This is a genomic window from Stenotrophomonas sp. BIO128-Bstrain (assembly GCF_030128875.1).
GTDB lineage: Bacteria > Pseudomonadota > Gammaproteobacteria > Xanthomonadales > Xanthomonadaceae > Stenotrophomonas > Stenotrophomonas bentonitica_A.
Window position 1 is genome coordinate 741,256 of sequence record NZ_CP124620.1, and the last position, 23,226, is coordinate 764,481.

The following is a 23,226-nucleotide window of genomic DNA, read 5'->3' on the forward strand; positions in this document are numbered from 1 at the left end:
GTGATCGGGCAGAGGCATCGTGGGACAACGGACAGGTCCCCCTTTCAGGTGCCGGTTCGATGCGCGTACGTTCGCTGTTCGGTGTGATCGTGATGTCCGGCCTGGCCCTGTCTGGCCTGTCCGGGTGCGCCACCTATGACGATGTCGCCTCGCGCCCGCAGTGCGAGGATTCGCCGCAGGTGAAGGACCTGCCGGCGCAGGTCGCCCGCCGTGAAAGCCGCTGCAATGAGTTGAACATCCGGTTCAATGACGGAGGCGGTGGCGACAGCAAGCCGCTCGATTTCGGTGGCAAGAACAAGGACGGCTGATCCCGTGTGGGATCAGCGTTTCGCCGGCCCGGCCGGCGGCTCAGCGCAGTAGGCGGTGATGACCTCGGCGGTATTCTCCAGCCCCTTGGCCTTCGCCAGCTCCCAAGGACGTTCGCACTGCTGTGTGCGTTCGCACCAGCGGTAGCCTGCCGAGCCGATGCACCCGTGCGCATCGCGGTCTGCGCCCGGTACGCCCGCAGTGGGTGAGGGTGGCGGTGCAGGATGGGCGCAGGCGGTGAGGGCGGCGAGCAGGGGAAGCAGGGGAAGCAGGGCGGCTCGAATGGACATGGACCCTCCATGGGCGCTTGAGGTCGCAGGCAGTCTCGCGCTGGGTCCGTCGATGCCACGTGCAGGATGCCGGGTTCACTCCTCCATCACTTGGCGTGGGCTGATATGACGCGGAACGGTTCCGCCGATGCTGCGTTGTAGTGCATGACCAGCGCCGTGGAAGCGATGATGCGTTGAAGCAGGATGCTTGCGACGAGTCTGCGTGGGTATCGCCTGTATCAGGTTCGACGCCAGCTTGTCAGCGCCACGGCCAGGAGGCACGCCATGAAACTGCTGTTTTCGATGCGTCACATTACGCTTGCTGCGGCACTCACCTTTGTCTGCGCCCAGGCCGATGCCTGCACGCGCGTGGTGTACCTGGGCGACAACCAGGACGTGATCACCGCCCGCTCGATGGATTGGAAAAGCGATGTCGCCACCAATCTATGGGTGTTGCCCAAAGGCATCAGCCGCGATGGCCAGGCCGGGCCGCGCTCGATCCGCTGGACGTCGCGCTACGGCAGCGTCGTCGCCACCGGCTACGACATCTCCACCACCGACGGCCTCAACGAAGCGGGACTGTCAGCCAATCTGCTGTGGTTGGCCGAATCGGAGTACCCACAGCAGCGTGGCAGCAAACCCGGGCTGGCGATTTCGTTGTGGGCGCAGTACGCGCTCGACAATTTCGCCACCGTTGCCGAGGCCGTCGCCGCGCTGGAACGCGAGCCGTTTTCCATCGTGACCGACAAGGTGCCGGGCGAATCGCGACTGGCCACGCTGCACCTGTCCTTGTCCGACGCCAGCGGCGACAGCGCCATCGTCGAATACATCAACGGCAGGCAGGTGATCCATCACGATCGCGTTTACCAGGTGATGACCAACTCGCCCGTGTTCGACCAGCAGTTGGCGCTGAACGCGTACTGGCAGGAGATTGGTGGCACCGTGATGCTGCCCGGCACCAACCGCTCGGCCGATCGGTTCGCACGCGCGAAGTTCTACATCAACGCCATTCCCAAAAGTGAAGAGGCGGTGGTGGCGCTGGCGAGCGTGTTCAGTGTGATCCGCAATGTGTCCGTGCCCTATGGAATCACCACGCCGGGGGAGCCGAACATTTCTTCCACCCGCTGGCGAACTGTCGCCGATCACAAGCGCAAGCTGTATTTCTTCGAATCGGCGATGACCCCCAATACCTTCTGGGTGGATCTCAACAAGGCCGATTTTTCGCGCGGTGCGCCGGTGCTGAAACTCGACCTGGGGCCGGACCAGCGCAATGTGTTCGCCGGCGACGCGCTGCCCCGATTCCAGCCGGCCGAACCTTTCCGGTTCCTTGGTACCGATAGTTGAGCAAAATCAGACTAATCCGATACCCGTAGGCTGCGGCCTGCTCTATCGTTCCTGCTGAGGGATGGATCCCTCCCGTCGTGAGCTTCTCGCCCAGGCATGCCGCAAAGGAACGATCCGCATGGTGATCAAACTGCAACATATCGAACGCCGCTGGCACGTCGTGCATCCGGCCAAATCCGCACCGATCGCATTCCGCAACGGTGCCACCGCCTTTGACTTCGCCGATGCCCTAGCGCGCGAGCATTTTGCCGAAACCGGCAACAGCAGCGCCGTCCGGGTGCAGGTGCTGGAAACCTACGTGGACGCCGTGCGCTACGGCTGATCGGCCGTGAAGCAGCCACCAGAACGGATGTGACCGGCTTCGGTCGGCTCAGTCAGCCTCGCGTCGGGTACCTAAATAGGGCATGAAATCAGCGACTTCTGGCCTATGTCGCCCGGCCGGACGATCACCGATCCTGTGCGCCTCCCCACACAGCATCGAGGTCCCCCATGTCCAACAACCGCCCTTCCCAGGCAGCCAGACGATTGCGCTGGGCCGTGGTGCCGGCCCTGATGGCGCTGGCCGGTGCCGCCCAGGCGCAGAACTACGACCGCTACTACGACGACGGTTACAGCGGCGGACCGGTGCGTTGCGAGTCGATCAAGAACCGCACGCAGCAATGCGCCTTGCCGGGCCGTGCCCGTCTGGTGCGGCAGATCTCCGGCTCGCCCTGCGTGGAAGGGCAGACCTGGGGCCAGGCCCGCAACGGCGTATGGGTGACGCAGGGTTGCCGGGCCGAGTTCATCGCCGAAGGTGGCCGCGGCGGCCGCTGGAATGGCGGCGGTGGCTGGGGGCACAACGGCGGCGGCAACAGTGGCCGGGGCCAGATCCTGACCTGCGATTCCAATGACCATCGCCGTCAGCGCTGCGTGGCCAATGTGCGCCGCGAGGCGCGGCTGATCCGCCAGACCTCGCGCAACGCCTGCATCGAAGGCCGCACCTGGGGCTGGGACCGTACCGGGGTCTGGGTGGACGGCGGCTGCCGGGCACAGTTCCAGATTTACTGAGGGCCGCTGCACAGCGCCAGGGTGCGTGATGCAGGCTGAAACGAACGAGGCCGCGTCGATCAGACGCGGCCTCGGTGTTTCTGCGGCGAGCCCACCCGACGGTGGCCGACAGCGCGTCAGCCCGCTGCGCTGAGCGCCTGGCCGCTGTTGACCAGCATTGGCCAGCGCTTGAGCACGGCCTGGCGGATGCCGGCGGCATCGATGCCGGCTTCGGCCAGCAGGTCTTCGCGGCTGGCATGGTGCTGGAAGCTGTCCGGCAGGCCCAGGTGCAGGAACGGCTTGAGCACGTTCTCGGCATTGAGCAGCTCGGCCACGCCGGAGCCGGCACCGCCGGCGACCACGTTGTCTTCGATGGTGACGAAGCCTTCGTGGCGCTGCGCAAGGTCCAGCAGCAGGGCACGGTCCAGCGGTTTGATGAAGCGCATGTTGACCACGGTCAGGCCCAGCTCGCGGCCCACCTGTTCGGCGGCGGTCACGGTGCTGCCGAAGGCGAGCAGGGCGATGCGGCTGCCCGGCAGGCGCAGCTCGGCCCTGCCGATTTCCAGCGTGGACAGGTCGGTGCCGGCCGCAACACCGGTGCCGCTGCCGCGCGGGTAGCGCACCGCTGCCGGGCCGGGATGACGCAGGCCGGTGGTCAGCATCTGGCGGCACTCGGCCTCATCGGAGGGGGCCATGACCACCATGTGCGGAACGCAGCGCAGGAAGCTCAAGTCCAGGTTGCCGGCATGGGTCGCGCCATCCGGGCCGACCACACCGGCGCGGTCGATCGCGAACAGCACATCCAGCTCCTGCACGGCCACGTCGTGGACCAGCTGGTCGTAGGCGCGCTGCAGGAAGGTCGAGTAGATCGCCACCACCGGCTTGGCGCCCTGGGTGGCCATGCCCGCCGCCAGGGTCACGGCGTGCTGTTCGGCGATGGCCACATCGAAGTAGCGGTCCGGGTATTCCTTGCTGAAACGCACCAGGCCAGAGCCCTCGCGCATCGCCGGGGTGATGCCCATCAGCTTCGGTTCGGCTGCGGCGGCATCGCACAGCCAGTCGCTGAAGACGTCGGTATAGGTGGGCTTCTTGGTCCCGCCCTTGGCGACCAGGCCCTTGTCCGGATCGAACGGGCCAACCGCGTGGTAACCGATCTGGTCACCTTCGGCGCGCTCGTAACCCTTGCCCTTGGTGGTCATCACGTGCAGCAGCTTCAGGCCTTTCAGGCTCTTGAGCGTTTTCAGCGTGGCGACCAGCGCCGGCACGTCGTGGCCGTCGATCGGCCCGGTGTAATGGAAGCCCATTTCCTCGAAGAACGTGGACGGCACGAACATGCCCTTCCAGTGTTCTTCCCAGCGCTTGACGAAGCGCGCGGTCGGGTTGTGCTTCTTGTCGCCGAGGATCTTCTTGCCGCCTTCGCGCAGCGCGTTGAGCGTGCGGCTGCCGGTGGCCCGGCCGAGCATCTTGGTCAGCCCGCCGACGGCCTCGGAGATCGACATGTTGTTGTCGTTGAGGATCACCAGCAGGTTCGGTTCCTGCTCCATGCCGCCGGCGTGGTTGAGGGCCTCGTAAGCCATGCCGGCGGTCATCGCGCCATCGCCGATCACGGCCACGACCTTGCGGTCATCGCCTTCGGCCTGGCGTGCGATCGCCATGCCCAGCGCTGCGGAGATCGAGGTCGAGGAATGGCCGACGCCGAAGGTGTCGTACTCGCTTTCCTCGCGCTTGGGGAACGGCGCGACGCCATCCTTCTGCTTGACCGTGTGGATCTCGTCGCGGCGGCCGGTCAGGATCTTGTGCGGGTAGGTCTGATGGCCCACGTCCCAGACCAGCTGATCCACGGGCGTCTGATAGAGGTAGTGCAGGGCGACGGTCAATTCGATCACGCCCAGGCCGGCGCCGAAATGGCCGCCGCTCTTGCCCACCGACTCAATCAGGTAGGCACGCAGTTCATCCGCGATCGCGGGCAGTTCGGATTCATCGAACCTGCGCAGGTCATCCGGTGACTGGATGCGCGCAAGGCGGGGATAGCGGGCGGAGTCGATCATGTTTATCGCGCTTCTTCTGAGCGCCTATTTTCCCCCCCAAATGGGGGTGGGGCAAGCAAACCGCCTTTTCAGTGAGTAAACGGTGACGGCAGCTGCGACAGAACGTCGCAGCGCACTCACGCGCAGAGCTTGGACCGCTTGGGCAGCTGCGCCTTCAGGAACGCCATCTGGTCGGCCAGGATGTTGCGGTTGGAGAGGATCATGTGTTCGATCCAGCTGGGCCGGTAAGGCACGGCCAGCAGCGGCATGCCGGCCTGCTGCGGGGTCCGGTTGCTCTTGCGCGAGTTGCAGTGGAAGCACGCACTGACCACGTTCTCCCACACGTCCAGGCCGCCCTTGGAGATCGGCATGACGTGGTCGCGGGTCAGTTGCGGGCGGTTGAACTGTTGCCCGCAGTACAGGCACAGATGCGCATCGCGCGCGAACAGGGCCGGATTGGAGAGATTCGGGGTGGGGTCGATCGCACGGGAACGGGCATGCCCGCGGGCGGCGATGATCGGGTGCAGGTCCAGCCCGCTCTGCAGGCCAGTGGTGCGGCAGATGCCGCCGCGGATGTGCAGGCAGGGGTCACCGAGGGTCCAGGCGACCGCACCGCGTGCGTAGAGGCAGGACGCGTCCTGCCAATTGATCCAGTCGAGCACGCGCCCGTGGGCGTCCAGGGCCAATAACCGTACCGAGCCGGGCCGATGCAGCGTAACGATCGGCGATACCTCGGCGACCGGGGCGGACGAGGCTCCGGTATCGATCAGACCCAAGCGTGTAGTGTCTGTCTCCATCGGGAAAACAGCTTATACCCGAATCGTTACCAAATGGGTATAGGCGGCAAGCGCCTACCCATTCGGTAACGATTCGGCCCCGGGCATTCCACCTTATCCCCGCGCCGTTGGCGCGCCCCCTTGAACATCAAGGGGGCTTTTCTCCAGAACGTGTATCGGGGTGCCGACCAACGGTCGGCACCTAGCGACGATCAGGTATCGGTGCTCCGACTGGCGGTCGGCACCTGCCGACGATCAGGCGTCGGTGGTCCGGCGACCGATCAACCTTCGCCGAAATGCGCGTCGGTCATCGCCATCAGCGGTTCGGCGCCGGCCTGGATCGCGGCGGCGTGGCTGAGCGTGCGGGGCAGCACGCGGGCGAAGTAGAAGCGGGCGGTCTCGCGCTTGGCCTGCTTGAACGCAGCGCTCTGCGCGGAGGCATCGGCGGCAGCGACGCTGCGTGCCCACCAGTAGGCCAGCACCACATAGCCCGAATAGAACAGGTAATCGAAGCTGGCCGCGCCCAGTTCGTCCGGGTTGGTGGCCGCGCGCTGCAGGGTCGCCAGGGTCAGCTTGCCCCATTCGTCCGCCTTGGCGCGCAGCGGGGCGATGAACTCGGCCAGCGCCGGGTTGCCTTCATTGGCCTTGGCGAAGGCCTCGATCTCGGCCAGCATCAGTTTCAGGCCGGCGCCCTGGCTGGAGGCGGTCTTGCGACCGATCAGGTCCAGCGCTTGGATGCCGGTGGTGCCTTCATACAGCGTGGTGATGCGGGCATCGCGTGCCAGCTGCTCCATGCCGTGCTCGCGGATGTAGCCGTGGCCACCGAAGCACTGCAGCGCGTTGTAGGTGTTCTCGATGCCCCATTCGGTCTGGCAGGCCTTGGAGATCGGGGTGAGGAAGCTCACCAGGGTGTCGGCGCGTTCGCGTTCGCCGGCATCCTGCGCATGGTGGGCGACGTCGATCAGGGTGGCCGCGTGCAGGGCCAACAGGCGGCTGCCTTCCACCAGCGATTTCATGGTCAGCAGCATGCGCCGCACATCCGGGTGGACCAGGATCGGGTCGGCCGGCTTTTCCGGGTTTTTCGGGCCGCTCAGCGAACGCGACTGCAGGCGCTCGCGGGCGTACTTCAGGGCGTTCTGGTAGGCGCGTTCGGACAGGCCGATGCCCTGCAGGCCGACGCCCAGGCGTGCGGTGTTCATCATGGTGAACATCGCCTGCAGGCCCTTGTGCGGTTGGCCCACCAGATACCCTTCGGCGCCGTCGAAATTCATCACGCAGGTGACCGAACCCTTGATGCCCATCTTGTGCTCGATCGAGCCGCAGCGCAGCGCATTGCGCTCGCCCATCTTGCCCTCGCGGTCCACCTTGAACTTCGGGGTGACGAACAGCGAGATGCCCTTGGCGCCGGCCGGTGCATCCGGCAGCTTGGCCAGCACCAGGTGGACGATGTTGTCGGTCAGGTCGTGCTCGCCGGCGGTGATGAAGATCTTGGTGCCGGTGATGGCGTAGCTGCCGTCCGCGTTGGGTTCGGCCTTGGTCTTGAGCAGGCCCAGGTCGGTGCCGCAATGCGGTTCGGTCAGGCACATGGTGCCGGTCCAGCGGCCTTCGATCAGCGGCTTGAGGAAGGCCTCCTGCTGCCACGCTTCACCGTGCTGCTTGAGCGCCTCGATGGCGCCGTGGGAGAGCAGCGGGAAGTTGCCCCACGCCAGGTTGGCGGCATTGATCATTTCGTTGAGCGGCACGCCCAGCGTGTGCGGCAGACCCTGGCCACCCAGCTCCGGCGCAGCGGTCAGGCCGGTCCAGCCGCCCTCGACAAACTGCGTGTACGCCTGCTTGAAGCCAGGCGGGGTGGTGACCTCGCCGGTGCTCTGGTCCAGTACACAGCCGATCTCATCGCCCACGCTGTTCAACGGCGCCAGCACGCTGGCACTGAAACGGCCGGCTTCTTCCAGTACGGCATCCACCACATCGGCGGTGGCATCGGCCAGGCCGAGGCGCGCGAACAGCGGCTCGACCTTGAGCACGTCATGCAGGGCGAAACGGATATCGGAAAGCGGGGCGGTGTAGCTGCTCATCGGGGACGGTCTCGATCAGTGGCGAAGGGTGGCGGACAGCCCGCCGGTCAGCGCAGGACGCCGGGCAGGCCAGGGGCCTGGTTGAGCGTGCTGCGGCTGTCAATCTCGAAGGTGCGTTGCTTCTTTTCCTGCGGGGTCGCGCTCACCGAACCCTTCAGCGAATAGGCCAGGGTACGGTTGCCGGCCAGCGCGTCGGCCATCACCAGGCGCGCGCCCGAGCTCGGCTTGAGGTCGACGTTGACCACATCGGCCGACACGCCACCAATCGACAGCGCCGGCTGCAGCTGCAGCGCACCGGCGTCCTGATCGCTCACCTTGAGCTGCAGGGACACGTTGTCGAAGGTCATGGGCATGGAGCTGAAGTTCTGCAGGCGCAGCGCGACGGTCCAGCTGCCATCGGCACGCACCGTCAGTTCCTGCACGCTGGCGGCCGGCTCGGAGACGCGTTTGACCGTCTTGTTGCAGGCGGCAAGGGTCAGGCAGGCGACGGCGATCAGGCCGATGGGCAGGGCGGAACGGAAGCGGTGGGACATGGCGCAATCCTCGGGCGGATACTGCATGGGTATGAGCATACTACGGCGTATGGTGTCCGTGCTGCTCCGGGGCAGCAGGGGGCAAGGGTAGGGCACCGGGGTGACCGGGCCACGTGCTTTTAGTCTGGGGGAACACGGCCGAGCGGCGGCGCGGCGCGTGGCCGGCGTGCCAGGTCAGTCCAGCGGCGCCATCACCCGCAACGGGGCCAGGTCATAGCCCATCGCCTCGGCACGCGCCTTGAGCTGCTCGAACAGGGCGGTGTCCATGCTCGGCGAACGCGAGAGGATCCACAGGTATCTGCGGTCCGGCTCGCCGACCACCGCCCACTGGTAGCCCGGATCCAGGGCGATCACCCAGTAGTCGGCCCAGACCAGCGGGACCCAGGAGAGCCAGTCCGGCACGAAGCGCACCTGCAGCCTGCCAGGGTGGCCCTCGACGGGCCGTGCCACGCCATCCGCGGCGACGCGATCGCCATCGGCCTGGCGGCATGCGTTGTGCACGCTGATCCGGCCATCGGCGCGCAGGCTGTAGGTGGCGGTGATGTCGCCGACGCACTTCTTCTGGAACGATACCGGCAGGTGCGCGATCTCATGCCACTGGCCGGCGTAGCGGTCCATGTCCAGCGCCTCCACCGAGGTCACCGGCGCGGCCGCCCAGGCCGACCCGGTAGCGGCGAGGGCGAGCAGGGCACTGATCAGATAGCGGCTGCGCATTGTCGACACTCCACACAAGACGCAGCGAGCTTAGGCACAGGCAGGACGGAAATTGTGAATATTCCGTCATGCAGTGGCCGCCCCACGTCGCTGGCGTGCGCGTGGCAGCGTGCGGCACCCGCGCTACCGACTGTCAGCGGAGAGTTCCCGCGTGGCGTTGCCGTTCTCGTCCAGGAAGCGCACCTTGGCGTCTCCCGAGGGCGTGACCACCAGTTCGAGCCGCGGCTTTCCTTGACCATCGCGCAGGGTCAGCATGGCATCGCGCGCATCAGATTTGCCAAGGAACACGCGCTCGGTGATCGCAGGTACGCCATTCCGATGAAGTGCTTCGTCCCGCTTGGAGAAGAACGGACGGTCCAGGCCGTCGGCAACGTCATTGAAGGTCAGCCCTGCCGAGTGTGTCCCTGCTTCGTCCACGCCCAGCAACTGCATCTGCTGGTCCTGCTGATAGCGATCAAAGGTCAGGCTCATGCCGCTGGAGGGCTTGCCGTTCTTGTCGAGCGAGCCGTTGTAGATCAGCCCGCCGTTTTCCGTGCCTTCATCGTTGAAGAACAGCATGCCTGCCATCGGGCGCGGATGCGGTTGCTCTTTGTTGTGGATGAGCACCCCGGGAAAGAGCGTGCGATTGGAGATCGCCAGTCGCAACGTCCCATCAGGTTCCTTGATGTTGATGCGCTGGGCATCGATGACGTCGAAGCTGGCGCTGCGCTGCGACGTCGCCCCCATCATCAACGCCGCCACGGCCAGGACGCCGAACCCCGCGTAGCCCAGCGTGAGTCTTCGTTGACTGCGTTTCAGCTGCGCGATCTGCGCCTGCAGCACGTCGATGCCGTTCGACATTCACTTCTCCCTGTGTGCGCGGCCATGAGGTGCGAACAAGCGTGGCCGCAGACGCCCTGTCCGCCAGGTGAGCATGCCAGCGCGTGGCGAAGAACGGCAAGGCATGCCATTGCGTCACGCAGGACATCATCCCTGGTCGCTTTGCCCGCTCTGCAATGCGCGATGGATCTCCGCATCGATCATCGCTTCGTCGTCGCGTGCGGCCCAGCGGCTGATCCTGACGATCACCAGCACCGCGGCGGCGATGAGGTAGGCGGCAGGCACGACCACCAGACTGGCGAACAGTGCGGGGGCGAGTTCGTGTGTGAGCTGCCAGTGCTTCACCACCGCCACCAGCGGAAAGATGAGCAGGCTGACGAACATGCCGATCACCAAGGTGCGGATGAAGGGGTGCATCTGGAACGCACCTTCCAGCCGCGCGCCGCGCTCGGTGGGAATGCACTGGCCGATGAAATACGGCTTGAACGAATTGGAGACGAAGGGGCGTTTCCAGCACAGGCGGATCCGTTGAGCGGAGACCTTCCCGCGCATCCCCGCGGCAGAAAGGCGAGGGCCGTGCTGGATCGACTGCCTGAGCTGCAGCACGGTCGCCTCGAGCGGGTGCGTGCTGTGGAAGACAGCATGGCGTTTGCCGAACAGCGCGGCGAACAGAGCACGAACCATGTGCAGACCCCCCTTCCTTGAACGATGCGCGATGTAGCCTGGGCGAACGCCAGACAAAAAAAATGACCTGCATTTCTGCAGGTCATCTGAAATTGTGGTGGCCGGGGACGGAATCGAACCGCCGACACGGGGATTTTCAATCCCATGCACCAGTAGAAAAACTCTTTTAGATCAAACACTTTAGTAGCCCTACTAATTCATGCCTGTAGCGCTAAGTGTTTGATCCATAGTGGTAGCTATCCCCCCCGCCCGTGCAAATCCCGTGCAACTGCTGGCGGGAGCTAGCCTGGCCGTTTAAAGGCTATAAGACGCAATAGGCCGGCTTCTCTTAACAAATTCGTCATGAATATGAACGAGAACAAGCCATCTGTCCGCGTGAAGATCGCGTAGCATTCAGCGATCGCCGTCACAAAGCTGCGGCACCGGGTGTTTTGCAACTATTTTTTAGTTACACTGATTGAACTTGGAGCGCGACTGGATGTCGAAGCATGACAAAACGCTGGAACGGATGCGCCGAAGGCCGCCCCCTTCGGATGTCAGTTGGGATTCGCTCACCGCGCTGCTTGGCAGCTTGGGCTACGATCAATTGAAACCCGGCAAGTCCGGCGGATCAAGGCGCAAGTTCTACAACAAAGAGAAGGACGCTTTGATTTGTTGTCATGAGCCTCATCCTCAGCCCAACGTCGACAAGGGCTGCATCGTGGATGTGGTAGATCACCTCACAACTCATGGGTTCCTGGGGAGCACAGAGAAAAAATGAACATCATCAAGTACGCCGGCTATGAAGGAACTGCTGAGCTGGATCTTGATAGCTTTGTCTGCCGGGGCAAGATCCTCTTCATTGATGATCTTGTGACGTATCAGGCAGACTCGCCTAAAGATATAGAGGCAGCTTTTAAAGAGGCTGTCGATGACTACGTGGCTACATGCGAAGAACTCGGCCGCGAGCCACAGAAGCCGCTGAGTGGAACCTTCAATGTCCGTATTTCTCCCGAGCTGCATAAGGCCGCGCGGGTGCGCGCTGCAGCCGACGAGACCAGTCTGAATGAAATGGTGGCTGCAGCTATTCAGTGCTACGTCATAGGCGTTGAGCACGTGGTCAACAACCACACTCACAGTCACCAGTACATCAGCGTCAACAGCTCTGAGCAGGTGTTCGATCTTTACACTTCTGCTGTAGCAAATAAGGCTTTGACAAAGGTGATTGCCGGTGTCCACTGAGAAGACGCAAGAGTTTGGGGACGGCCTTCCCGAAGACATGGCCACACCGATGTACTCGGTGCAGGACCTGGGATTACTCATGGCGAGGGAGCTTGGGCTGGCACCTGGAAGATACGAAGTGGTAGTCCAGTTCAAGCTGGGGCCAATCCAGATGAAAGAAGAGCAAACTGATAGTCCCGTACCCGCCATGGGCGTAGGCTTTGGCGCATTCGGCCTCCGGCCAAGCACTTCGGACAGCACCATGAGTATCGAAGTCCCGAAGCCAAAAAGATCTAAGAAGTGAAAAAAGCCCCGCGATTGCGGGGCTTTTTTACGTCTCCATATTCTCTCAGCCAAAGGCTACTTTGACCGAGAACGCAGTGGCTCGGCCAGAGTTTCAATGCGCCCTGCGTCGGCTGCCAGATGCTCGGGCGACAGGTGGGCGTACCGCAGCACGGACTGATAGGACCGCCAGCCGCCCAGCTCCATGAGGCTGCGCAGGCTGGTGCCGGCCATGACGTGCCAGCTCGCCCACGTGTGCCTCAGGTCGTGCCAGGCCAGCGGTTCGACCCTGGCCCGCCGCTGTGCGGCGTACCACCCGGTGTTGCTTGCCCGGACGTACGGCTGGCTGTCCTTCTCCGATCCACTCGGGAACACCCACGGGTTCCCTGCCACCCTCTTCGCGCGCTGCTCCAGCAGGATGTCCATCGCGTTTCTGTTGAGCGGTGCGCCGATGGCCTTCTTCGCCTTCGCCTGCCTCCCCTTGATCCACGCCACACGCCGGTCCAGGTCTACCTGGTCCCACATCAGCCGCAGCACGTTCTGCTCACGCCAGCCTGTGGCCAGGGCGAAGAGAAATGGCGGCCGCAGGTGCGGCGCCAGCTCGTCGTGAAGGCGAACGGCCTCGTTCTGCGTCAGCCAGCGGTAGTCATCACCGCCGTCCGCCTCCTTGATCTGAATGGAAGGGGACGAATCGGTCCAGCCGCGGCGTTGGGCATCCTTCAAGATGGACCGGATCAAGGCCATCATCCGGTCCACGGTCGCCTGCGAGGTGGGCTCATCGGTGAACGTGCTCCCGTCTTTCTTCCGCCTCTTGTTCTTCGGCTCGGCCTTGCGCTGGCTGGATACCATGGCCAGCACGTCGGAATTGATCTCGTCGAGATGCAGGTGCCCCAGGTAGGGGGACAGCCATTTCAGGTTGTGCTGGTCCTTCTTGATGCTGCGCTTGCCCTTGTGGTCTTCGAACCACGCCACGACCGCCTCGGTCCAGAGGCGGCGCGGCTTCTCGCCCAGGCGTGCTACGCGGTACTGCTCCGTGTGGATTTTCGACGCCCACTCGGTAGCGAGCTCACGGTCGACAGTCCCAGAGCTTCTAAATACTTCACGTCCGTTGGGCGCGGTGAAGCGGATCCAGAGGATGCCTTTCTTGCCGCGCGGTTCAAGTCTGTAGGGATGGCGGGCCATTCGGGTTGCTTCGTTTCCGTGAGATATGCGTCGAGTGCTGCGCGGAGAAAGCGCCAATTGCCGCCGACCTTGCGGCCGGGCGGGCCTTTCCGCTTGCGCATCCAGTTGCGCAGGGTGACCGGGTGGTACTGCAGGTATGCGGCGGCCGTCTCCAAGTCCATCACGTCCGGCCAAAGAACCTCAGCGGCGCCCATGGGCCCTCCTTTGTGCGGCGGCTGACCCGTCATCGCGGAGGGGCATCAGCAGCTGCACCACGTTGTCGGCTTCCGCCGGGGCCTCGCTCTTGCGCGCGGCGCGCGGCGGCCGGTTGACCCTCCTCCATTCCGCGATCGCGGTATCCGCGTCAGCGTGCTTCCGGGTCGCCCGGCACCGGCACTCAACGAAGTGGCCGCCGCCGGCGGCGATGCTGCGCAGGTCGTGGATGTGGCGCGCGCTGTGACCGGCGGCGCAGGCCGGCAGCGGCTCGGGGTGGCTGATGTGTCGCTGGGTCATGGGGATATCTCCAGAACTTCTGTCTTATCGGCCGCCGCAGCAGGGGCGTGGTCAGGGAGGGGAAGAAGCGGGACGAGCCAGGTCTTGTGCGCGTACCAGTGGGTTCCCGGTGGGTGGGGGCATGGGTAGGTATCGAACTCGACGCCGTAGTCCCCCGTCTCATCGATGGGTTCAACGATCGTCCCGCAGGCTCCTACGGGGGGCATGAATCCATCCGTTCCAACGAGGCAGACGGGAGTGCCGATCTTCATGCGAACAGCTCCGGTTGGATGGGGAGCGCCGGCGGCGCCGGGCGGGGAAGGGAGGCAGCGCGGCGGCGGGCGGACTGGGCCATGCGGAACATGCACCAGAAGCCGTTGCCCGCCAGCCGCCGGGCGCGCGCTTCGCCGATCAGCACGCGCGCTGTGTGCTTGGCCTGGGTGGTCAAATCCATCAGGCGGCCTCCGCCAGCGGCATCGCCACCGGGTCCAGGTTGGCCTCGGCCAGGGCGCGCAGCGGCGGAGGGCTGACGCTGTTACCGACCATGCGCACGGCGGCGCTGGTGGTCAGCGGGGTGCCGTTGGCGGTGCGATCGATGATGTAGCCCGCTGGGAAGCCCTGCGCGCGGTACAGCTCGTGCGGTTTGAGCATGCGCAGGCCGATATCGACGATGACGTAGGGCGTGCCCTTGATCACCACCGTGACCAGCGCCAGCCGGTCCTTCGTGGTGATGGTGTCGGCGGGGTCGGTCAGGCTCGGCACGTTGGCGCCGGTGCCGTAGTACTTCACCAGGAACGCGGCAACACGCAGCGCGCCTTCCTGATGCTCCGGCGACAGCTGGGCCAGGTCTGCGGTTACCAGCTGCTGCTGGCTGCCGGTGGCGGTGATCGTGCTGACCGGGGCGCGCGCATCGCGCCCGCCGCCCTCGTAGAAGCCGCCGTTGGCCTGCTCCAGGAATGCAGTGGCCAGCGCGTGGTGCTCACCCTGCGCTGCAATGGTCGACAGCGGCTCTTGCGGGTCAGCGCCGGCCATGTTGTTCCGCAGGGTGACCAGCGTGGCGGCAGACAGACCGAGCGCATGCGCAGCGCCGGCCGGGCGTGCGGCGCCTGCACCAGAGGTGATCGTCGGCACTGGCTCGGTGGCATGCGTGCCAATGCTGTCGCCTCGGAATTTCACCAGGTGCGGGGCGGCGATCGCGTGCTTCACGCCGCCGGCGACCACCGTGCCGAGCGGTTGCTGCAGGTCAAGCGCACGCGGTGCCTGGCCCTCCCGTTCGCCGTAGCCGGTCTGCACCAGCACCGGCGCCACAAGGGCGGTGTCAGCCTTCGCCGTCATCGTGTACAGCGGGTCAGCGCCAGAGCGCGGCTCGGACTGGCCCGCGCGCCCGCCGACGCCCGCGAGGATCGGCGTCACCACCGAGAAGTGGCCACCCTTCACCCCGGCGCAAACGGTGCGGAGCGGCTCGTCGCCCGCCATCGTGCGCTGGTTGCTGGCGTTGGCGTGCTCGGCAATGAAGGCTGCGGCAGATGCGCTGTTGTCCGCGCAGCTCGCCGGAACCGGCACCACGAAGGGATCAGCGGCCTGCAGTACGTGCCGCATCACGCCCTTGGCGACGCGGCGCATGGTGGCGTCCGCGAGGTCACGTTTCCGCCCGAAGATGGACGGGCAGGGGATGCTGAAGTCCAGGCAGTCGGCGGCGGATACGCGCGGCTTCTGGCCCGGCGCGTTGCCGTGGCTTGCCGCCGGCCACACGATCGGCTCGCCGTCGCGGCGGCCGAGCAGGAACAGGCGTTCCCGGCTGGTGCCGGCGCCGTAGTCGCTCGCGACCAGCTTTCTCCATTCGACCACGTAGCCCAGCGCACGCAGCGCGGCGATGAACTGCCGCCAGGTGCGACCGGAGCGTTTCTTGTCCGGCACCAGCTGCTGATGCTCTACCGGCACGCGCTCGCCGGGCGCTGCAACGGTGCCGTCCATCTTCAGCACGCGGCCGGTGGACTTGCAGCGCTTAGCGATCAGCGGACCCCATTGAAGAATCTGCCACACGTTCTCCATGGAGAAGATGCGCGGGGCGGTGTTGGTGCCGTTGACCAAGTCAGCGCGCAGCAGCATGCCGATCCACTTAATCACAACCCAGGACAGCGCACGGGTCTTCCGGCTGCGCGGCTGGCCGCCCTTAGCCTGGCTGAAGTGCGTGCAGTCCGGGGAGGCATGGAACCACCCGATCGCGCGGCCGGCCACGTCTACGCGCGGGTCCGCATGCCAGATGTCCTCGCGGTGGTGGCTGGTGAGCGGGTGGTTCGCCGCGTGCATGCCGATCGCCAGCGCGTCGTGGTTGTAGGCGAGCGCCGGGTCTTGGCCCAGCGCCTGCTTCAGCGCCTCGCTGGCGCCGCCGCCGCCGGCGAACAGATCAACCACGATCTCACCGGCGCGCAGGCGCGAGCGCTGCGGCAGCGGGAAGTTGAACGAGCGGGAGCCATCAGCCATTGGAAACCTCGTTGATCTTGTTGAATTCGATGACCCACACCCAGGGGTTTGCTTCCCACGCGGTCTCGCCGTAGACCTGAGCCCACAGCTGGTGGAAGGCCCACTCGGGGTGGTCGCAAGGTCCTGGGAGCCAGCTGCCGCTCTCGGACTGGGAGAGGCCTTCCGCCACGGCGTCCACTTCGCTGATCGCCTGCAGCCGCTCCACGCGGACGGCGATGATCTCCAGTACCAGGCGGCAGGCCTCGCGCGGCATGTGGATGCTGGGCCGCCACTTGATCCCGTAGTCCTTTCGGGCGTAATCGCCAGGCGAGCCCGGCAGCGTGTCCGCGGAATAGGCATAGCGCTGGATTGGGCCATCGATATTGGGTCGATGCTCGATACCGGTGCCGCGCAGGTCGGTGAAGCTCTCCCGCACCCACAGCCGGTCGCCGGGCTGGCCGAAGGGGCAGCGAATATGGCGCGTGATGAGGGAGGGATTGGAGCACCAGCCGAACTCGCCAGTGGGCTGATTATCTGCGCCGATGAAGCGCACAACATCCACTGCACCATCGGGCTTCACCGCACGGCGGGTCTGGGTCTTCTGGCCGGCCAGGATGGCGCGCACCATGGCGCCGTTGAAGAGAATGGGGCGCTCGCGCATTACACGTCCTCCCGCAGCCTGGTGCGCAGCTCACGCGGCGGCTTGACGGTGGCCAAGGTGACGGGCATCAAGTAGCGCAGCTCCCATGTGGGATGGAACTGGCAGGTGTGCTTGGCGGTGTCGAGTTGGATGTTGAGTCGGCCGCCGCTGGCGGATCGGATAGTTCCCGTCTCGACCTTGCCGTCGCCTGTGTACTCCACACGCATGCCGCGCTGCGCTGGCACGCCGTAGTTCTTCCGGACCCAAGCCATTGCGCCGCTCACGACGACACCCCCGGCGCTGCATCGCGCTGCCCGTCGCGCAGGGCCCGGAACTCAGCGATCACCTCCGTCGCGATGCGTTCGGTGTAGGCGCGCTCTGCCTTCGTCATCCGGGTTTGGCGACCGGAGATCATGTTTCCGGCCACGTAGTCGGCATCGCACTGGGCGACGAACTCCATCACCGTGCGGTTGCCCATTGCGCCCCAGAAGGCTTGCCAGGCGTTGCCGTAGCAGGTGACGACGATGCGGCCCCGGCCGGCGGCCTGGTCCTGGACGAAAACGCTGATGGGATCGAGGTTGTTTCGTGCAGGGATGCGTATCTCGCGGACCTGCCCCAGGCCGATGCCCTGCGCGGGCGGGGCGGCGTAGAGCGGCACGATTTCGTATTCGTTGGCGTGGCGGCGGTAGTACGGCATGTCCTTCAGCCTGACCAGACCGAAGTCGCCCTCAGCCCTAATGCGAACCATGAACGCCACCGGCACCTGCGCCCCCGGCTGGCGGGCGGCGAGGTGTGGCAATGCCTCAGCAAGGAGAAGCGCGGCCCGCTCTCGGGCATCCTCCATAGTGGCGGAGCTTTCAGCGCAATACAGACATTCGGCTATGGCATTGACTGCCGCCTCCTGATCACGCGGCTGGCGGGCGGCGAGGGCATAGAGCGGCGAACCTTCCGGCAGGTTTACGCACATGTGTGCTTTGGAGCTGTCACGGCTCACATGGCCGACCACCTGAGCCGCCGACTGTTGGTGAGCAAGGGCAGTCCTGACCGTTTCGTATGCGAGCCTTGTTTCGCTACCTTGCATGGCGCGCCCCGTCACAACGCGCAGGACCTCCAGTGCATGTGCCAGTGCATCCCCCTTCACCTCGCCAACCTGCTGCTTGCCAGTTGCGGCGAGGGTCGGCGGTTTCTCAATCAGGACGTGCCGGACGGCGCCGAGAAGGTTTGAATGGTGAAAGCTGTCGATGGCTTCACGCAGACGCGCAGTGAATTCGCCGGGGGATTCAACGAACGGCCACACCCCCTGCTGCTCGGCCAGCTCTGCGGATTGGGCAACGGAAGGTGCCCTGTAGTTTTCAGCTGCCATGATCAGCCCTCGACCTTGCTGACACGGAATGCATCGGCCAGCGCGTCGAACAACAACCCCAGCTCGCCCCTCTGCAGTGCGAAGCGGGCGTCCAGCTCCGCGCGGCGTCCATCGGCATCGGCGTGATCCAGCTGATCCAGTGCGCCATCCAGGAACTTGAGCTTCCGCACGGTCAGGTCATCGGCCAGGACGAAGGACAGGTTGTCCTGCAGCACCAAGGCGAGCTTGGTGACCTGCTTGCCTGCGTCCAGATGGCGATCGATCTCATCGCAGCGCAGTTCCTGGTGCTGGCACTTGACCACTGCGCCGCCCTCGGCCGGGTCCTTCATCTCGCACTCTTCGCCCAAGCTGAGGCCAGCCGGCAGCGCTTCACCCGCAATCCAGCCGGTCAGCACGGAGCGCGGCGCGACTTCTGCGTTCAGCGGCAGGGCCGGGAAGCTGCCCAGCAGGGCGCGTAGGTCAGACATCACGTTCTCGCCGGTCCGGCGGCTGCTGGTATCCACGAAGGCGACGCCGCGCTCGCTGTCCAGGAGCACATCGGTCCGACCGGTCTTCACGAAGGCCTGGGGCATGAGCTCGTGCAGAAGGTCGTCTTTGATGCGCTTGCGCTCACGGCTTCCCGGCTTGCGCCCTTCGCTCGCCTCGATGTGCTCGATCTTCTCGGCCAGCTTGTTGTTGACGACGGCGGCGGGCAGCATCTTGTCCTCGCTGCCGACGGTCAGCCACAGCCACCCGCCGATGCGATGAGACAGCGCTTCTTTCTCCTCGCGGCCGAAGGGTGAGATGAAGCCGCGAGAGCACATCTCCAGCGGGCCAACGGGCTTGAGCTGGACCTGCGGAAGTAGGGTCTCCACCTCGTCCAGGTCAGTGGCCGGCGGAAAGCGGAACATGATCAGGTTTCGGAAAAACATGGGCGGTCCTTGAGCTGGCGGCCGATCAGGCGGCGGAGGTGGTTTCGGCGATGGCCTTGAACGGGTACTTCTGCGGGCACGCCTTGATGTTCTTGCCGAAGTAGCTGCCGACCGAGTCGGCGGCCTTGAAGGCGGCGAAGTCGGCGGCGTCGAAGTTGGCGTAGTGGTAGAGCGAGCCGGGCCCGCGCTTGTCGCCTGAGCCGCGGTAGAAGCGGACCGCCAGGGTGTTGGTGGCCGGGTCGTGCCCGATGCTGTGGATCTGGGAGGACTCGACGTCCCGCATATCGATGCGCATTGCCATGGGTAGCTCCGAAGGTTGGAATGAGGTCCGGCTTTGCCCGGCCGGCGCGGGTTCCTGTCGCCCTACAGGGGAGGCGGGCGACAGGCAGGGGACTCAGGCGGCGAGCGGGTAGCCCTGGCCGTTGGCGGCGCCTCGGAGGACGCGGATCATCTGCTCGCACATGGCCGGCACCTGGTCGGCGGCGTAGAGCTTCGCGCCGCGCTCGGTGCTGACCGGCTCGAACCCGAGCTGGCGCAGGCCTTCGGCGCTGATGGTCAGCGGGCCGATCAGCGCGTTGATCTCGCCGAGCTTGATCCGCTGGCCTTCCGGCGCCCACGGCGCGCGATCTTCCGCCGGCTCCGGAGCTGCAACGGCGCGCACGTAGGACTGCTGCGGAGCAGGGGCGGCGGGAGAGGTGGCTGGTTCGGCGACAGGCTCTGCAACTACCGGAGCAGGTGCCTGAGCTGCCGCCTGTGCGACCTGTGCTTCCTCTTCTTTGGCGCGTCGATCGGCGGCCTCGTCATCGGCACGCTTCTGTGCCTTGGCCTCTTCCTCTTTGCGAATATTCTCGCGCTCGGCCGCCAGTCGTTCCTCTTCCTGCTTTTCGAAGGCTGCGATCCGCATGGCGACCAGGTTCCGCAGATCCTCGGCAGTCTTCGAGGCGCACAGGCTCACCCGGTCGGCAAACAGGGTGGAGTGAGCAGGGTGCTCCGCAAGGATGGCCGCATTGGCACGAACCCGATCGGCAGCTTGGCTGGAGGCTATCTTGGCGTTGGCCGCCACGGCGTCGACCGCTTCCTGCATGCTGCTGAAGGACCGCTTGCCCTTCATGGCTGCGCTGATATCCGCGACCAGCGTTGCCGGCATCGGCAGACCGTGCTCGCCCAGCGTCTCGTTGATGGCTCGAACGTGGTCCTGCACAGCCCGGCGCGCGGCATTGCCGATTTCGGTGCGGCGCTCTTCCTTGCGGCGCGTGACCAGCCTATCCAGGTCCAGACGCTTGGCTTTGGCCTCGGCGGTGATCTCATCGATCGTGCGGAACAAGAGCTCGATGCTCTCGGTTTGGCTGAGCGCATGCTGCTTGGCAGCTTTCAACTGGTCCTCGATGTCACTGCACCACTTCACTGTCTTCTCAGCGTCGGCGAAATCCTGATCCGTGGTCAGATCCGTGCTGATGTTCTGGAACACAGCGATGGCCTGACCCTTCCACTCGGCGAGGTTCGAGGCGGTGACCATGCCGGTCACCTCGATGCGCAGCGCCGGCATCTGGTCCGGGGCACGCCCGGTCGGCGCCGGTGCCACAGGGGCCTCGGGTTCATATGCCTCGACGTCAGCTTCGAATTGCGCCCAACCAGCAACGATCCTTGCCCGCAACTCGGCATTCGGCGAATACCAGCAGTGCCGCTCTTCGATCAGTTCTTCGCCGTTCCACTTGGAGGCCATGAACAGGCAGCGCTCTGCGCCGGACACCATCAGCTGGTGCTCCATCTGCACCTGGTAGTGCATCGGCAAGCAAGCGTCGCTGCCGTCCACGGGCATCGCCAGGCGAAGGTCATCGTTCAAGCTCTTGTGCTCGAAGGCGATTTCTTCCATCAGCGTTAGGCCGTCGAAGCTGGCCGAGTACTTGGCCTGCACGCCAACGCAGGGATACAACTCCTGCCCCAAGACATCTTCGGCGAGGGGGCGGGCAAGGGCCTCGTAGCGGTGGCCGTTGTCGAAGATCCGCTGACGTTCCGGGGTGACCTCTTCGGCAACGCCGGAAGCCTTCTCGCGAACCAGCTGGTTGCGAGTCTTGTAGGGGCTGCAGCCCATCATTGCCGGCGCATCGCTGGCGTTGTGGTACTGCGCACGGTGGGCATGCCATTCCGGCGTGCCCTGGACCAAGTTCACGATATTCATGCGGCCACCTCAGTTGCCGTTGCGGATTCGGACGCACGGATCAGCTTTTTCTGCTCATCGGTGAGTGAGCCCTTGCTTTCGACCATCGCGATGATCTGATCTGCCGTGCGCTTGCCTGCCTTGATGAGCCCGGTCCAGGTCGGCAGGTTGGTATCGAACTGGTCCTTCGGATACGCGCAGGGGCTGCTCTCGCCGTGGGACACAGTGGCGACCACGCGCACGTCCGCCGCCGGCTCGATTTCGTCCGGGGTGTAGACGCCCAGCAGTGCTTCCGGCGCGTAGCGGCGCGCCCACTGGCGGGTGCCGCGGTAGACCAGCATGTCGTGCGGGCTCTTGTCCCAAGCGTTATCGACCCGGTTGCCGTTCTTGTCCTTGGCGAAAGTGCGCCAGTCCTTGACGTTGCCGGTGACCGACTGAGGGCCGGTTGCGCCGCGCGGCGTGCCGATCACGGTGATCGTGGAGCTCTGGCCTTCGCCCCGGATGTCGTATTCCAGACGACCTTCGATCGCGCCCATCGCATACAGCGCGGCGGCAACCAGCTTCCCTTCGTAGCAGAGCTTGCCGTGGACGACCGACGTGCACTGAGCCACGCTGACCGCGTCCATGCCCCAGCGCTGGGCCTGCATGACGATCAGCAGGCAGTCGCCCGATTTGCCCCTCAGGTGCTCAGGCACCAGGTTGGCCTTGGCCATGATCTCGGAGAGCTGGATAGCCTCGTGAATAGAGGTCGGCATCAGGGCGTTTGCCCGGACTTCGCCGCTCATCGCGGGCTGCTGGGTGGAAATGGCGGTGCTCATTGAATGTCTTCCTTGGGCAGGTTGATGCGGGTCAGGGGTGCTGCGCGGCGCATAGACCGGCGCTGTTGGAGCTGGGCGACGAACTGCCGCCAGACCTGGCGGGCCTCGGTGACGGTGCGGCAGCCGAAGAAGAGGGCGCCCACACCGCCGACCAGAACGAAGCTGTCGGCGTGGGTGTAGACGGCGCGGGCCAGGAGCGCGACGCAGAATCCGAAGACAACGACGCAGATGAAGGCCGGCACAAGCAGGCGAATCGGATGGCGGCTCATGGGATGCTCACCCTCGCCAGGTCCTGCGCGATGAGGCATCCGATGGCACCCAGCCCCGCGCAGCAGACGAACATGCCGAGGTAGATCCCGAGATCCTTCAAGCCTTCCACTCGCGGGTTGAAGTCCGACTTCATGCGTCACCTCCGTAGATCAGTGCCATGCGCTTGCGGCGCGCGCGCTCCCAGATGCGGTTCTGGGCTTCCTTGGAGCAGCCGGCCGCGACGAACTCGCGGGCTGTCTCGTTGACGTCCAGACCGGAGCGGGCGGCAACGGCTCGCACGCTCTCCAGCAGGTATCTGTCGCTGTTGGTCTGGATGGGGAAGGCGAGGACTTGGGCGCTCATGCAGCACGCTCCAGACTGACCGGGGCGGACAGCGAGAAGGGGTTGACCAGGGCGCGCACGCTGTCGATCTGCCGCTGGCGCGCTGCGCGGCGCTCGTCGATCGAGTTCCGGGGAGACGGGAAACTGAGGCCTTTCGGCTCTTCGATCTCGTCGGCAAAGCCCAGCATCACCAGCTCGTGGCGGCGGGCCGCTTCCCATGCCTGCTCGGCATCGGCGCCGACAAAGATGGCCGCGCGGTAGGCGGTGTCGGCACCGGGCATGTTGAGGCCGGTGTTGCGCAGGTTGCCCTGCAGAGTGGTGAGGTTCTGGCGCAACCGCCGGACCTCAGCCTCGGGATGCATTTCCGTGGCGCAGGCCATGATCAGCACTCCAGCCCAAACAGGCGGTTGCCGAAGGCGACGCCGGCCGCCGAGGCGAACACGAGCAGCGCATAGACGGCACCGATCCAAATCCACAGGGGGCGACGCTTAAGGGGCATCTTCTTTCTCCGGCCCCGGGATTGGGGCGACGGAGAAAGATTAGGGCAAACCTAATTTGATCTCAATAGGGCAAA

At 65.2% G+C, this 23,226-nt stretch carries 31 protein-coding genes; 7 read left to right on the forward strand and 24 right to left on the reverse strand.

What is annotated here, in order from left to right; all coding sequences use genetic code 11:
* The first annotated feature begins 59 nt into the window (after positions 1-59).
* Positions 60-308, forward strand: a complete 249-nt coding sequence (locus tag POS15_RS03200) for a hypothetical protein (protein WP_019182781.1) — start codon at positions 60-62, stop codon at positions 306-308.
* Between the two features lie 12 nt (positions 309-320).
* On the opposite strand, the gene POS15_RS03205 is transcribed toward POS15_RS03200, so the two are convergent.
* Complete coding sequence (locus tag POS15_RS03205) at positions 321-596, reverse strand: peptidase (RefSeq protein WP_284128937.1); 276 nt, start codon at positions 594-596, stop codon at positions 321-323.
* A 282-nt stretch (positions 597-878) separates the two neighbouring features.
* On the opposite strand from POS15_RS03205, the gene POS15_RS03210 reads away from it, so the two are divergent.
* From POS15_RS03210 to POS15_RS03220, 3 genes are all read left to right on the forward strand, one after another.
* Positions 879-1,919 carry a linear amide C-N hydrolase gene (locus POS15_RS03210; protein ID WP_343313038.1) on the forward strand — a complete coding sequence of 347 codons (1,041 nt, stop codon included), beginning with the start codon at positions 879-881 and terminating at the stop codon, positions 1,917-1,919.
* 61 nt (positions 1,920-1,980) lie between these two features.
* On the forward strand, positions 1,981-2,241 hold the full coding sequence (locus POS15_RS03215; RefSeq protein WP_284128939.1) for a hypothetical protein: 261 nt from the start codon (positions 1,981-1,983) through the stop codon (positions 2,239-2,241).
* Between the two features lie 167 nt (positions 2,242-2,408).
* Positions 2,409-2,966, forward strand: a complete 558-nt coding sequence (locus POS15_RS03220; protein WP_046273229.1) for a DUF3011 domain-containing protein — start codon at positions 2,409-2,411, stop codon at positions 2,964-2,966.
* A 116-nt stretch (positions 2,967-3,082) separates the two neighbouring features.
* Here the strand turns inward: POS15_RS03220 and dxs are convergent, their stop codons facing one another.
* The 7 genes from dxs to POS15_RS03255 form a co-directional block, all read right to left on the reverse strand.
* Positions 3,083-4,993 (reverse strand): 1-deoxy-D-xylulose-5-phosphate synthase, encoded by a 1,911-nt coding sequence (dxs, locus tag POS15_RS03225; RefSeq protein WP_284128940.1) that lies wholly within the window; start codon positions 4,991-4,993, stop codon positions 3,083-3,085.
* Between the two features lie 116 nt (positions 4,994-5,109).
* Entirely contained in the window at positions 5,110-5,769 is a 660-nt protein-coding gene (locus tag POS15_RS03230) for an HNH endonuclease (RefSeq protein WP_019182787.1), read from the reverse strand.
* Between the two features lie 260 nt (positions 5,770-6,029).
* On the reverse strand, positions 6,030-7,823 hold the full coding sequence (locus POS15_RS03235) for an acyl-CoA dehydrogenase C-terminal domain-containing protein (RefSeq protein ID WP_284128941.1): 1,794 nt from the start codon (positions 7,821-7,823) through the stop codon (positions 6,030-6,032).
* Positions 7,824-7,870: 47 nt separating this feature from the next.
* On the reverse strand, positions 7,871-8,356 hold the full coding sequence (locus POS15_RS03240; protein WP_046273225.1) for an LEA type 2 family protein: 486 nt from the start codon (positions 8,354-8,356) through the stop codon (positions 7,871-7,873).
* Positions 8,357-8,530: 174 nt separating this feature from the next.
* Positions 8,531-9,070, reverse strand: a complete 540-nt coding sequence (locus POS15_RS03245; protein WP_046273224.1) for a lipocalin family protein — start codon at positions 9,068-9,070, stop codon at positions 8,531-8,533.
* A 123-nt stretch (positions 9,071-9,193) separates the two neighbouring features.
* Positions 9,194-9,910: a hypothetical protein gene (locus POS15_RS03250; protein WP_019182791.1), complete on the reverse strand. Its 717-nt coding sequence runs from the start codon at positions 9,908-9,910 to the stop codon at positions 9,194-9,196.
* A gap of 126 nt (positions 9,911-10,036) precedes the next feature.
* Positions 10,037-10,723, reverse strand: a complete 687-nt coding sequence (locus tag POS15_RS03255; protein WP_284128942.1) for a hypothetical protein — start codon at positions 10,721-10,723, stop codon at positions 10,037-10,039.
* A gap of 328 nt (positions 10,724-11,051) precedes the next feature.
* Between POS15_RS03255 and POS15_RS03260 the strand changes: the two genes are divergently transcribed.
* Genes POS15_RS03260 through POS15_RS03270 form a run of 3 tightly spaced genes read left to right on the forward strand, consistent with a single transcriptional unit; the run spans position 11,052 to position 12,077 of the window.
* Positions 11,052-11,333 (forward strand): hypothetical protein, encoded by a 282-nt coding sequence (locus POS15_RS03260; protein ID WP_284128943.1) that lies wholly within the window; start codon positions 11,052-11,054, stop codon positions 11,331-11,333.
* Complete coding sequence (locus tag POS15_RS03265) at positions 11,330-11,794, forward strand: type II toxin-antitoxin system HicB family antitoxin (RefSeq protein ID WP_284128944.1); 465 nt, start codon at positions 11,330-11,332, stop codon at positions 11,792-11,794. The genes POS15_RS03260 and POS15_RS03265 overlap by 4 nt, the downstream gene beginning before the upstream one ends.
* Positions 11,784-12,077, forward strand: coding sequence for a hypothetical protein (locus POS15_RS03270; protein WP_284128945.1), 294 nt, complete (start codon positions 11,784-11,786; stop codon positions 12,075-12,077). Before POS15_RS03265 ends, POS15_RS03270 begins: the two co-directional genes overlap by 11 nt.
* 56 nt (positions 12,078-12,133) lie before the next feature.
* Here POS15_RS03270 and POS15_RS03275 read toward each other — a convergent pair whose 3' ends face one another.
* The 16 genes from POS15_RS03275 to POS15_RS03350 form a co-directional block, all read right to left on the reverse strand.
* The gene (locus POS15_RS03275; RefSeq protein WP_284128946.1) at positions 12,134-13,237 is read right to left on the reverse strand and encodes a site-specific integrase; all 1,104 of its coding nucleotides are present in this window, start codon (positions 13,235-13,237) and stop codon (positions 12,134-12,136) included.
* A gap of 180 nt (positions 13,238-13,417) precedes the next feature.
* Positions 13,418-13,729 (reverse strand): hypothetical protein, encoded by a 312-nt coding sequence (locus tag POS15_RS03280; RefSeq protein ID WP_284128947.1) that lies wholly within the window; start codon positions 13,727-13,729, stop codon positions 13,418-13,420.
* A complete protein-coding gene (locus tag POS15_RS03285; RefSeq protein ID WP_284128948.1) occupies positions 13,726-13,980 on the reverse strand; it encodes a hypothetical protein in 255 nt (84 codons plus the stop codon). Before POS15_RS03285 ends, POS15_RS03280 begins: the two co-directional genes overlap by 4 nt.
* Complete coding sequence (locus POS15_RS03290; protein ID WP_284128949.1) at positions 13,977-14,162, reverse strand: hypothetical protein; 186 nt, start codon at positions 14,160-14,162, stop codon at positions 13,977-13,979. Before POS15_RS03290 ends, POS15_RS03285 begins: the two co-directional genes overlap by 4 nt.
* On the reverse strand, positions 14,162-16,192 hold the full coding sequence (locus POS15_RS03295) for a DNA cytosine methyltransferase (protein WP_284128950.1): 2,031 nt from the start codon (positions 16,190-16,192) through the stop codon (positions 14,162-14,164). Before POS15_RS03295 ends, POS15_RS03290 begins: the two co-directional genes overlap by 1 nt.
* Positions 16,185-16,832, reverse strand: a complete 648-nt coding sequence (locus POS15_RS03300) for a hypothetical protein (protein ID WP_284128951.1) — start codon at positions 16,830-16,832, stop codon at positions 16,185-16,187. Before POS15_RS03300 ends, POS15_RS03295 begins: the two co-directional genes overlap by 8 nt.
* The gene (locus POS15_RS03305; RefSeq protein ID WP_284128952.1) at positions 16,832-17,083 is read right to left on the reverse strand and encodes a hypothetical protein; all 252 of its coding nucleotides are present in this window, start codon (positions 17,081-17,083) and stop codon (positions 16,832-16,834) included. The genes POS15_RS03300 and POS15_RS03305 overlap by 1 nt, the downstream gene beginning before the upstream one ends.
* 8 nt (positions 17,084-17,091) lie before the next feature.
* The gene (locus POS15_RS03310) at positions 17,092-18,174 is read right to left on the reverse strand and encodes a hypothetical protein (RefSeq protein ID WP_284128953.1); all 1,083 of its coding nucleotides are present in this window, start codon (positions 18,172-18,174) and stop codon (positions 17,092-17,094) included.
* Positions 18,175-18,176: 2 nt separating this feature from the next.
* A complete protein-coding gene (locus tag POS15_RS03315; RefSeq protein WP_284128954.1) occupies positions 18,177-19,085 on the reverse strand; it encodes a recombination-associated protein RdgC in 909 nt (302 codons plus the stop codon).
* Positions 19,086-19,110: 25 nt separating this feature from the next.
* Positions 19,111-19,386 (reverse strand): KTSC domain-containing protein, encoded by a 276-nt coding sequence (locus POS15_RS03320; protein WP_284128955.1) that lies wholly within the window; start codon positions 19,384-19,386, stop codon positions 19,111-19,113.
* 93 nt (positions 19,387-19,479) lie between these two features.
* Positions 19,480-21,264 (reverse strand): lambda-exonuclease family protein, encoded by a 1,785-nt coding sequence (locus POS15_RS03325; RefSeq protein WP_284128956.1) that lies wholly within the window; start codon positions 21,262-21,264, stop codon positions 19,480-19,482.
* Positions 21,261-22,061: a recombinase RecT gene (locus POS15_RS03330; RefSeq protein WP_284128957.1), complete on the reverse strand. Its 801-nt coding sequence runs from the start codon at positions 22,059-22,061 to the stop codon at positions 21,261-21,263. Before POS15_RS03330 ends, POS15_RS03325 begins: the two co-directional genes overlap by 4 nt.
* Positions 22,058-22,330 carry a hypothetical protein gene (locus POS15_RS03335; RefSeq protein WP_284128958.1) on the reverse strand — a complete coding sequence of 91 codons (273 nt, stop codon included), beginning with the start codon at positions 22,328-22,330 and terminating at the stop codon, positions 22,058-22,060. Before POS15_RS03335 ends, POS15_RS03330 begins: the two co-directional genes overlap by 4 nt.
* Complete coding sequence (locus POS15_RS03340; RefSeq protein WP_284128960.1) at positions 22,327-22,464, reverse strand: hypothetical protein; 138 nt, start codon at positions 22,462-22,464, stop codon at positions 22,327-22,329. Before POS15_RS03340 ends, POS15_RS03335 begins: the two co-directional genes overlap by 4 nt.
* The gene (locus POS15_RS03345) at positions 22,461-22,673 is read right to left on the reverse strand and encodes a hypothetical protein (protein WP_284128961.1); all 213 of its coding nucleotides are present in this window, start codon (positions 22,671-22,673) and stop codon (positions 22,461-22,463) included. The genes POS15_RS03340 and POS15_RS03345 overlap by 4 nt, the downstream gene beginning before the upstream one ends.
* Positions 22,670-23,032: a hypothetical protein gene (locus tag POS15_RS03350; RefSeq protein ID WP_284128962.1), complete on the reverse strand. Its 363-nt coding sequence runs from the start codon at positions 23,030-23,032 to the stop codon at positions 22,670-22,672. Before POS15_RS03350 ends, POS15_RS03345 begins: the two co-directional genes overlap by 4 nt.
* Positions 23,033-23,226 lie beyond the last annotated feature (194 nt).

What these genes read in the sequence shown, in the direction of transcription:
- POS15_RS03300 (WP_284128951.1), bottom strand. Translation starts at nt 16,832, where the DNA reads ATGCGCGAGCGCCCCATTCTCTTCAACGGCGCCATGGTGCGCGCCATC.
- POS15_RS03250 (WP_019182791.1), bottom strand. Translation starts at nt 9,910, where the DNA reads ATGTCGAACGGCATCGACGTGCTGCAGGCGCAGATCGCGCAGCTGAAA.
- POS15_RS03205 (WP_284128937.1), bottom strand. Translation starts at nt 596, where the DNA reads ATGTCCATTCGAGCCGCCCTGCTTCCCCTGCTTCCCCTGCTCGCCGCC.
- POS15_RS03290 (WP_284128949.1), bottom strand. Translation starts at nt 14,162, where the DNA reads ATGGATTTGACCACCCAGGCCAAGCACACAGCGCGCGTGCTGATCGGC.
- POS15_RS03265 (WP_284128944.1), top strand. Translation starts at nt 11,330, where the DNA reads ATGAACATCATCAAGTACGCCGGCTATGAAGGAACTGCTGAGCTGGAT.
- POS15_RS03345 (WP_284128961.1), bottom strand. Translation starts at nt 22,673, where the DNA reads ATGAGCGCCCAAGTCCTCGCCTTCCCCATCCAGACCAACAGCGACAGA.
- POS15_RS03350 (WP_284128962.1), bottom strand. Translation starts at nt 23,032, where the DNA reads ATGGCCTGCGCCACGGAAATGCATCCCGAGGCTGAGGTCCGGCGGTTG.
- POS15_RS03220 (WP_046273229.1), top strand. Translation starts at nt 2,409, where the DNA reads ATGTCCAACAACCGCCCTTCCCAGGCAGCCAGACGATTGCGCTGGGCC.
- POS15_RS03235 (WP_284128941.1), bottom strand. Translation starts at nt 7,823, where the DNA reads ATGAGCAGCTACACCGCCCCGCTTTCCGATATCCGTTTCGCCCTGCAT.
- POS15_RS03320 (WP_284128955.1), bottom strand. Translation starts at nt 19,386, where the DNA reads ATGGCAATGCGCATCGATATGCGGGACGTCGAGTCCTCCCAGATCCAC.
- POS15_RS03260 (WP_284128943.1), top strand. Translation starts at nt 11,052, where the DNA reads ATGTCGAAGCATGACAAAACGCTGGAACGGATGCGCCGAAGGCCGCCC.
- POS15_RS03335 (WP_284128958.1), bottom strand. Translation starts at nt 22,330, where the DNA reads ATGAGCCGCCATCCGATTCGCCTGCTTGTGCCGGCCTTCATCTGCGTC.
- POS15_RS03305 (WP_284128952.1), bottom strand. Translation starts at nt 17,083, where the DNA reads ATGGCTTGGGTCCGGAAGAACTACGGCGTGCCAGCGCAGCGCGGCATG.
- POS15_RS03315 (WP_284128954.1), bottom strand. Translation starts at nt 19,085, where the DNA reads ATGTTTTTCCGAAACCTGATCATGTTCCGCTTTCCGCCGGCCACTGAC.
- POS15_RS03340 (WP_284128960.1), bottom strand. Translation starts at nt 22,464, where the DNA reads ATGAAGTCGGACTTCAACCCGCGAGTGGAAGGCTTGAAGGATCTCGGG.
- POS15_RS03210 (WP_343313038.1), top strand. Translation starts at nt 879, where the DNA reads ATGCGTCACATTACGCTTGCTGCGGCACTCACCTTTGTCTGCGCCCAG.
- POS15_RS03245 (WP_046273224.1), bottom strand. Translation starts at nt 9,070, where the DNA reads ATGCGCAGCCGCTATCTGATCAGTGCCCTGCTCGCCCTCGCCGCTACC.
- POS15_RS03325 (WP_284128956.1), bottom strand. Translation starts at nt 21,264, where the DNA reads ATGAATATCGTGAACTTGGTCCAGGGCACGCCGGAATGGCATGCCCAC.
- POS15_RS03280 (WP_284128947.1), bottom strand. Translation starts at nt 13,729, where the DNA reads ATGACCCAGCGACACATCAGCCACCCCGAGCCGCTGCCGGCCTGCGCC.
- POS15_RS03285 (WP_284128948.1), bottom strand. Translation starts at nt 13,980, where the DNA reads ATGAAGATCGGCACTCCCGTCTGCCTCGTTGGAACGGATGGATTCATG.
- POS15_RS03200 (WP_019182781.1), top strand. Translation starts at nt 60, where the DNA reads ATGCGCGTACGTTCGCTGTTCGGTGTGATCGTGATGTCCGGCCTGGCC.
- POS15_RS03215 (WP_284128939.1), top strand. Translation starts at nt 1,981, where the DNA reads ATGGATCCCTCCCGTCGTGAGCTTCTCGCCCAGGCATGCCGCAAAGGA.
- POS15_RS03310 (WP_284128953.1), bottom strand. Translation starts at nt 18,174, where the DNA reads ATGGCAGCTGAAAACTACAGGGCACCTTCCGTTGCCCAATCCGCAGAG.
- POS15_RS03240 (WP_046273225.1), bottom strand. Translation starts at nt 8,356, where the DNA reads ATGTCCCACCGCTTCCGTTCCGCCCTGCCCATCGGCCTGATCGCCGTC.
- POS15_RS03275 (WP_284128946.1), bottom strand. Translation starts at nt 13,237, where the DNA reads ATGGCCCGCCATCCCTACAGACTTGAACCGCGCGGCAAGAAAGGCATC.
- dxs (WP_284128940.1), bottom strand. Translation starts at nt 4,993, where the DNA reads ATGATCGACTCCGCCCGCTATCCCCGCCTTGCGCGCATCCAGTCACCG.
- POS15_RS03295 (WP_284128950.1), bottom strand. Translation starts at nt 16,192, where the DNA reads ATGGCTGATGGCTCCCGCTCGTTCAACTTCCCGCTGCCGCAGCGCTCG.
- POS15_RS03330 (WP_284128957.1), bottom strand. Translation starts at nt 22,061, where the DNA reads ATGAGCACCGCCATTTCCACCCAGCAGCCCGCGATGAGCGGCGAAGTC.
- POS15_RS03230 (WP_019182787.1), bottom strand. Translation starts at nt 5,769, where the DNA reads ATGGAGACAGACACTACACGCTTGGGTCTGATCGATACCGGAGCCTCG.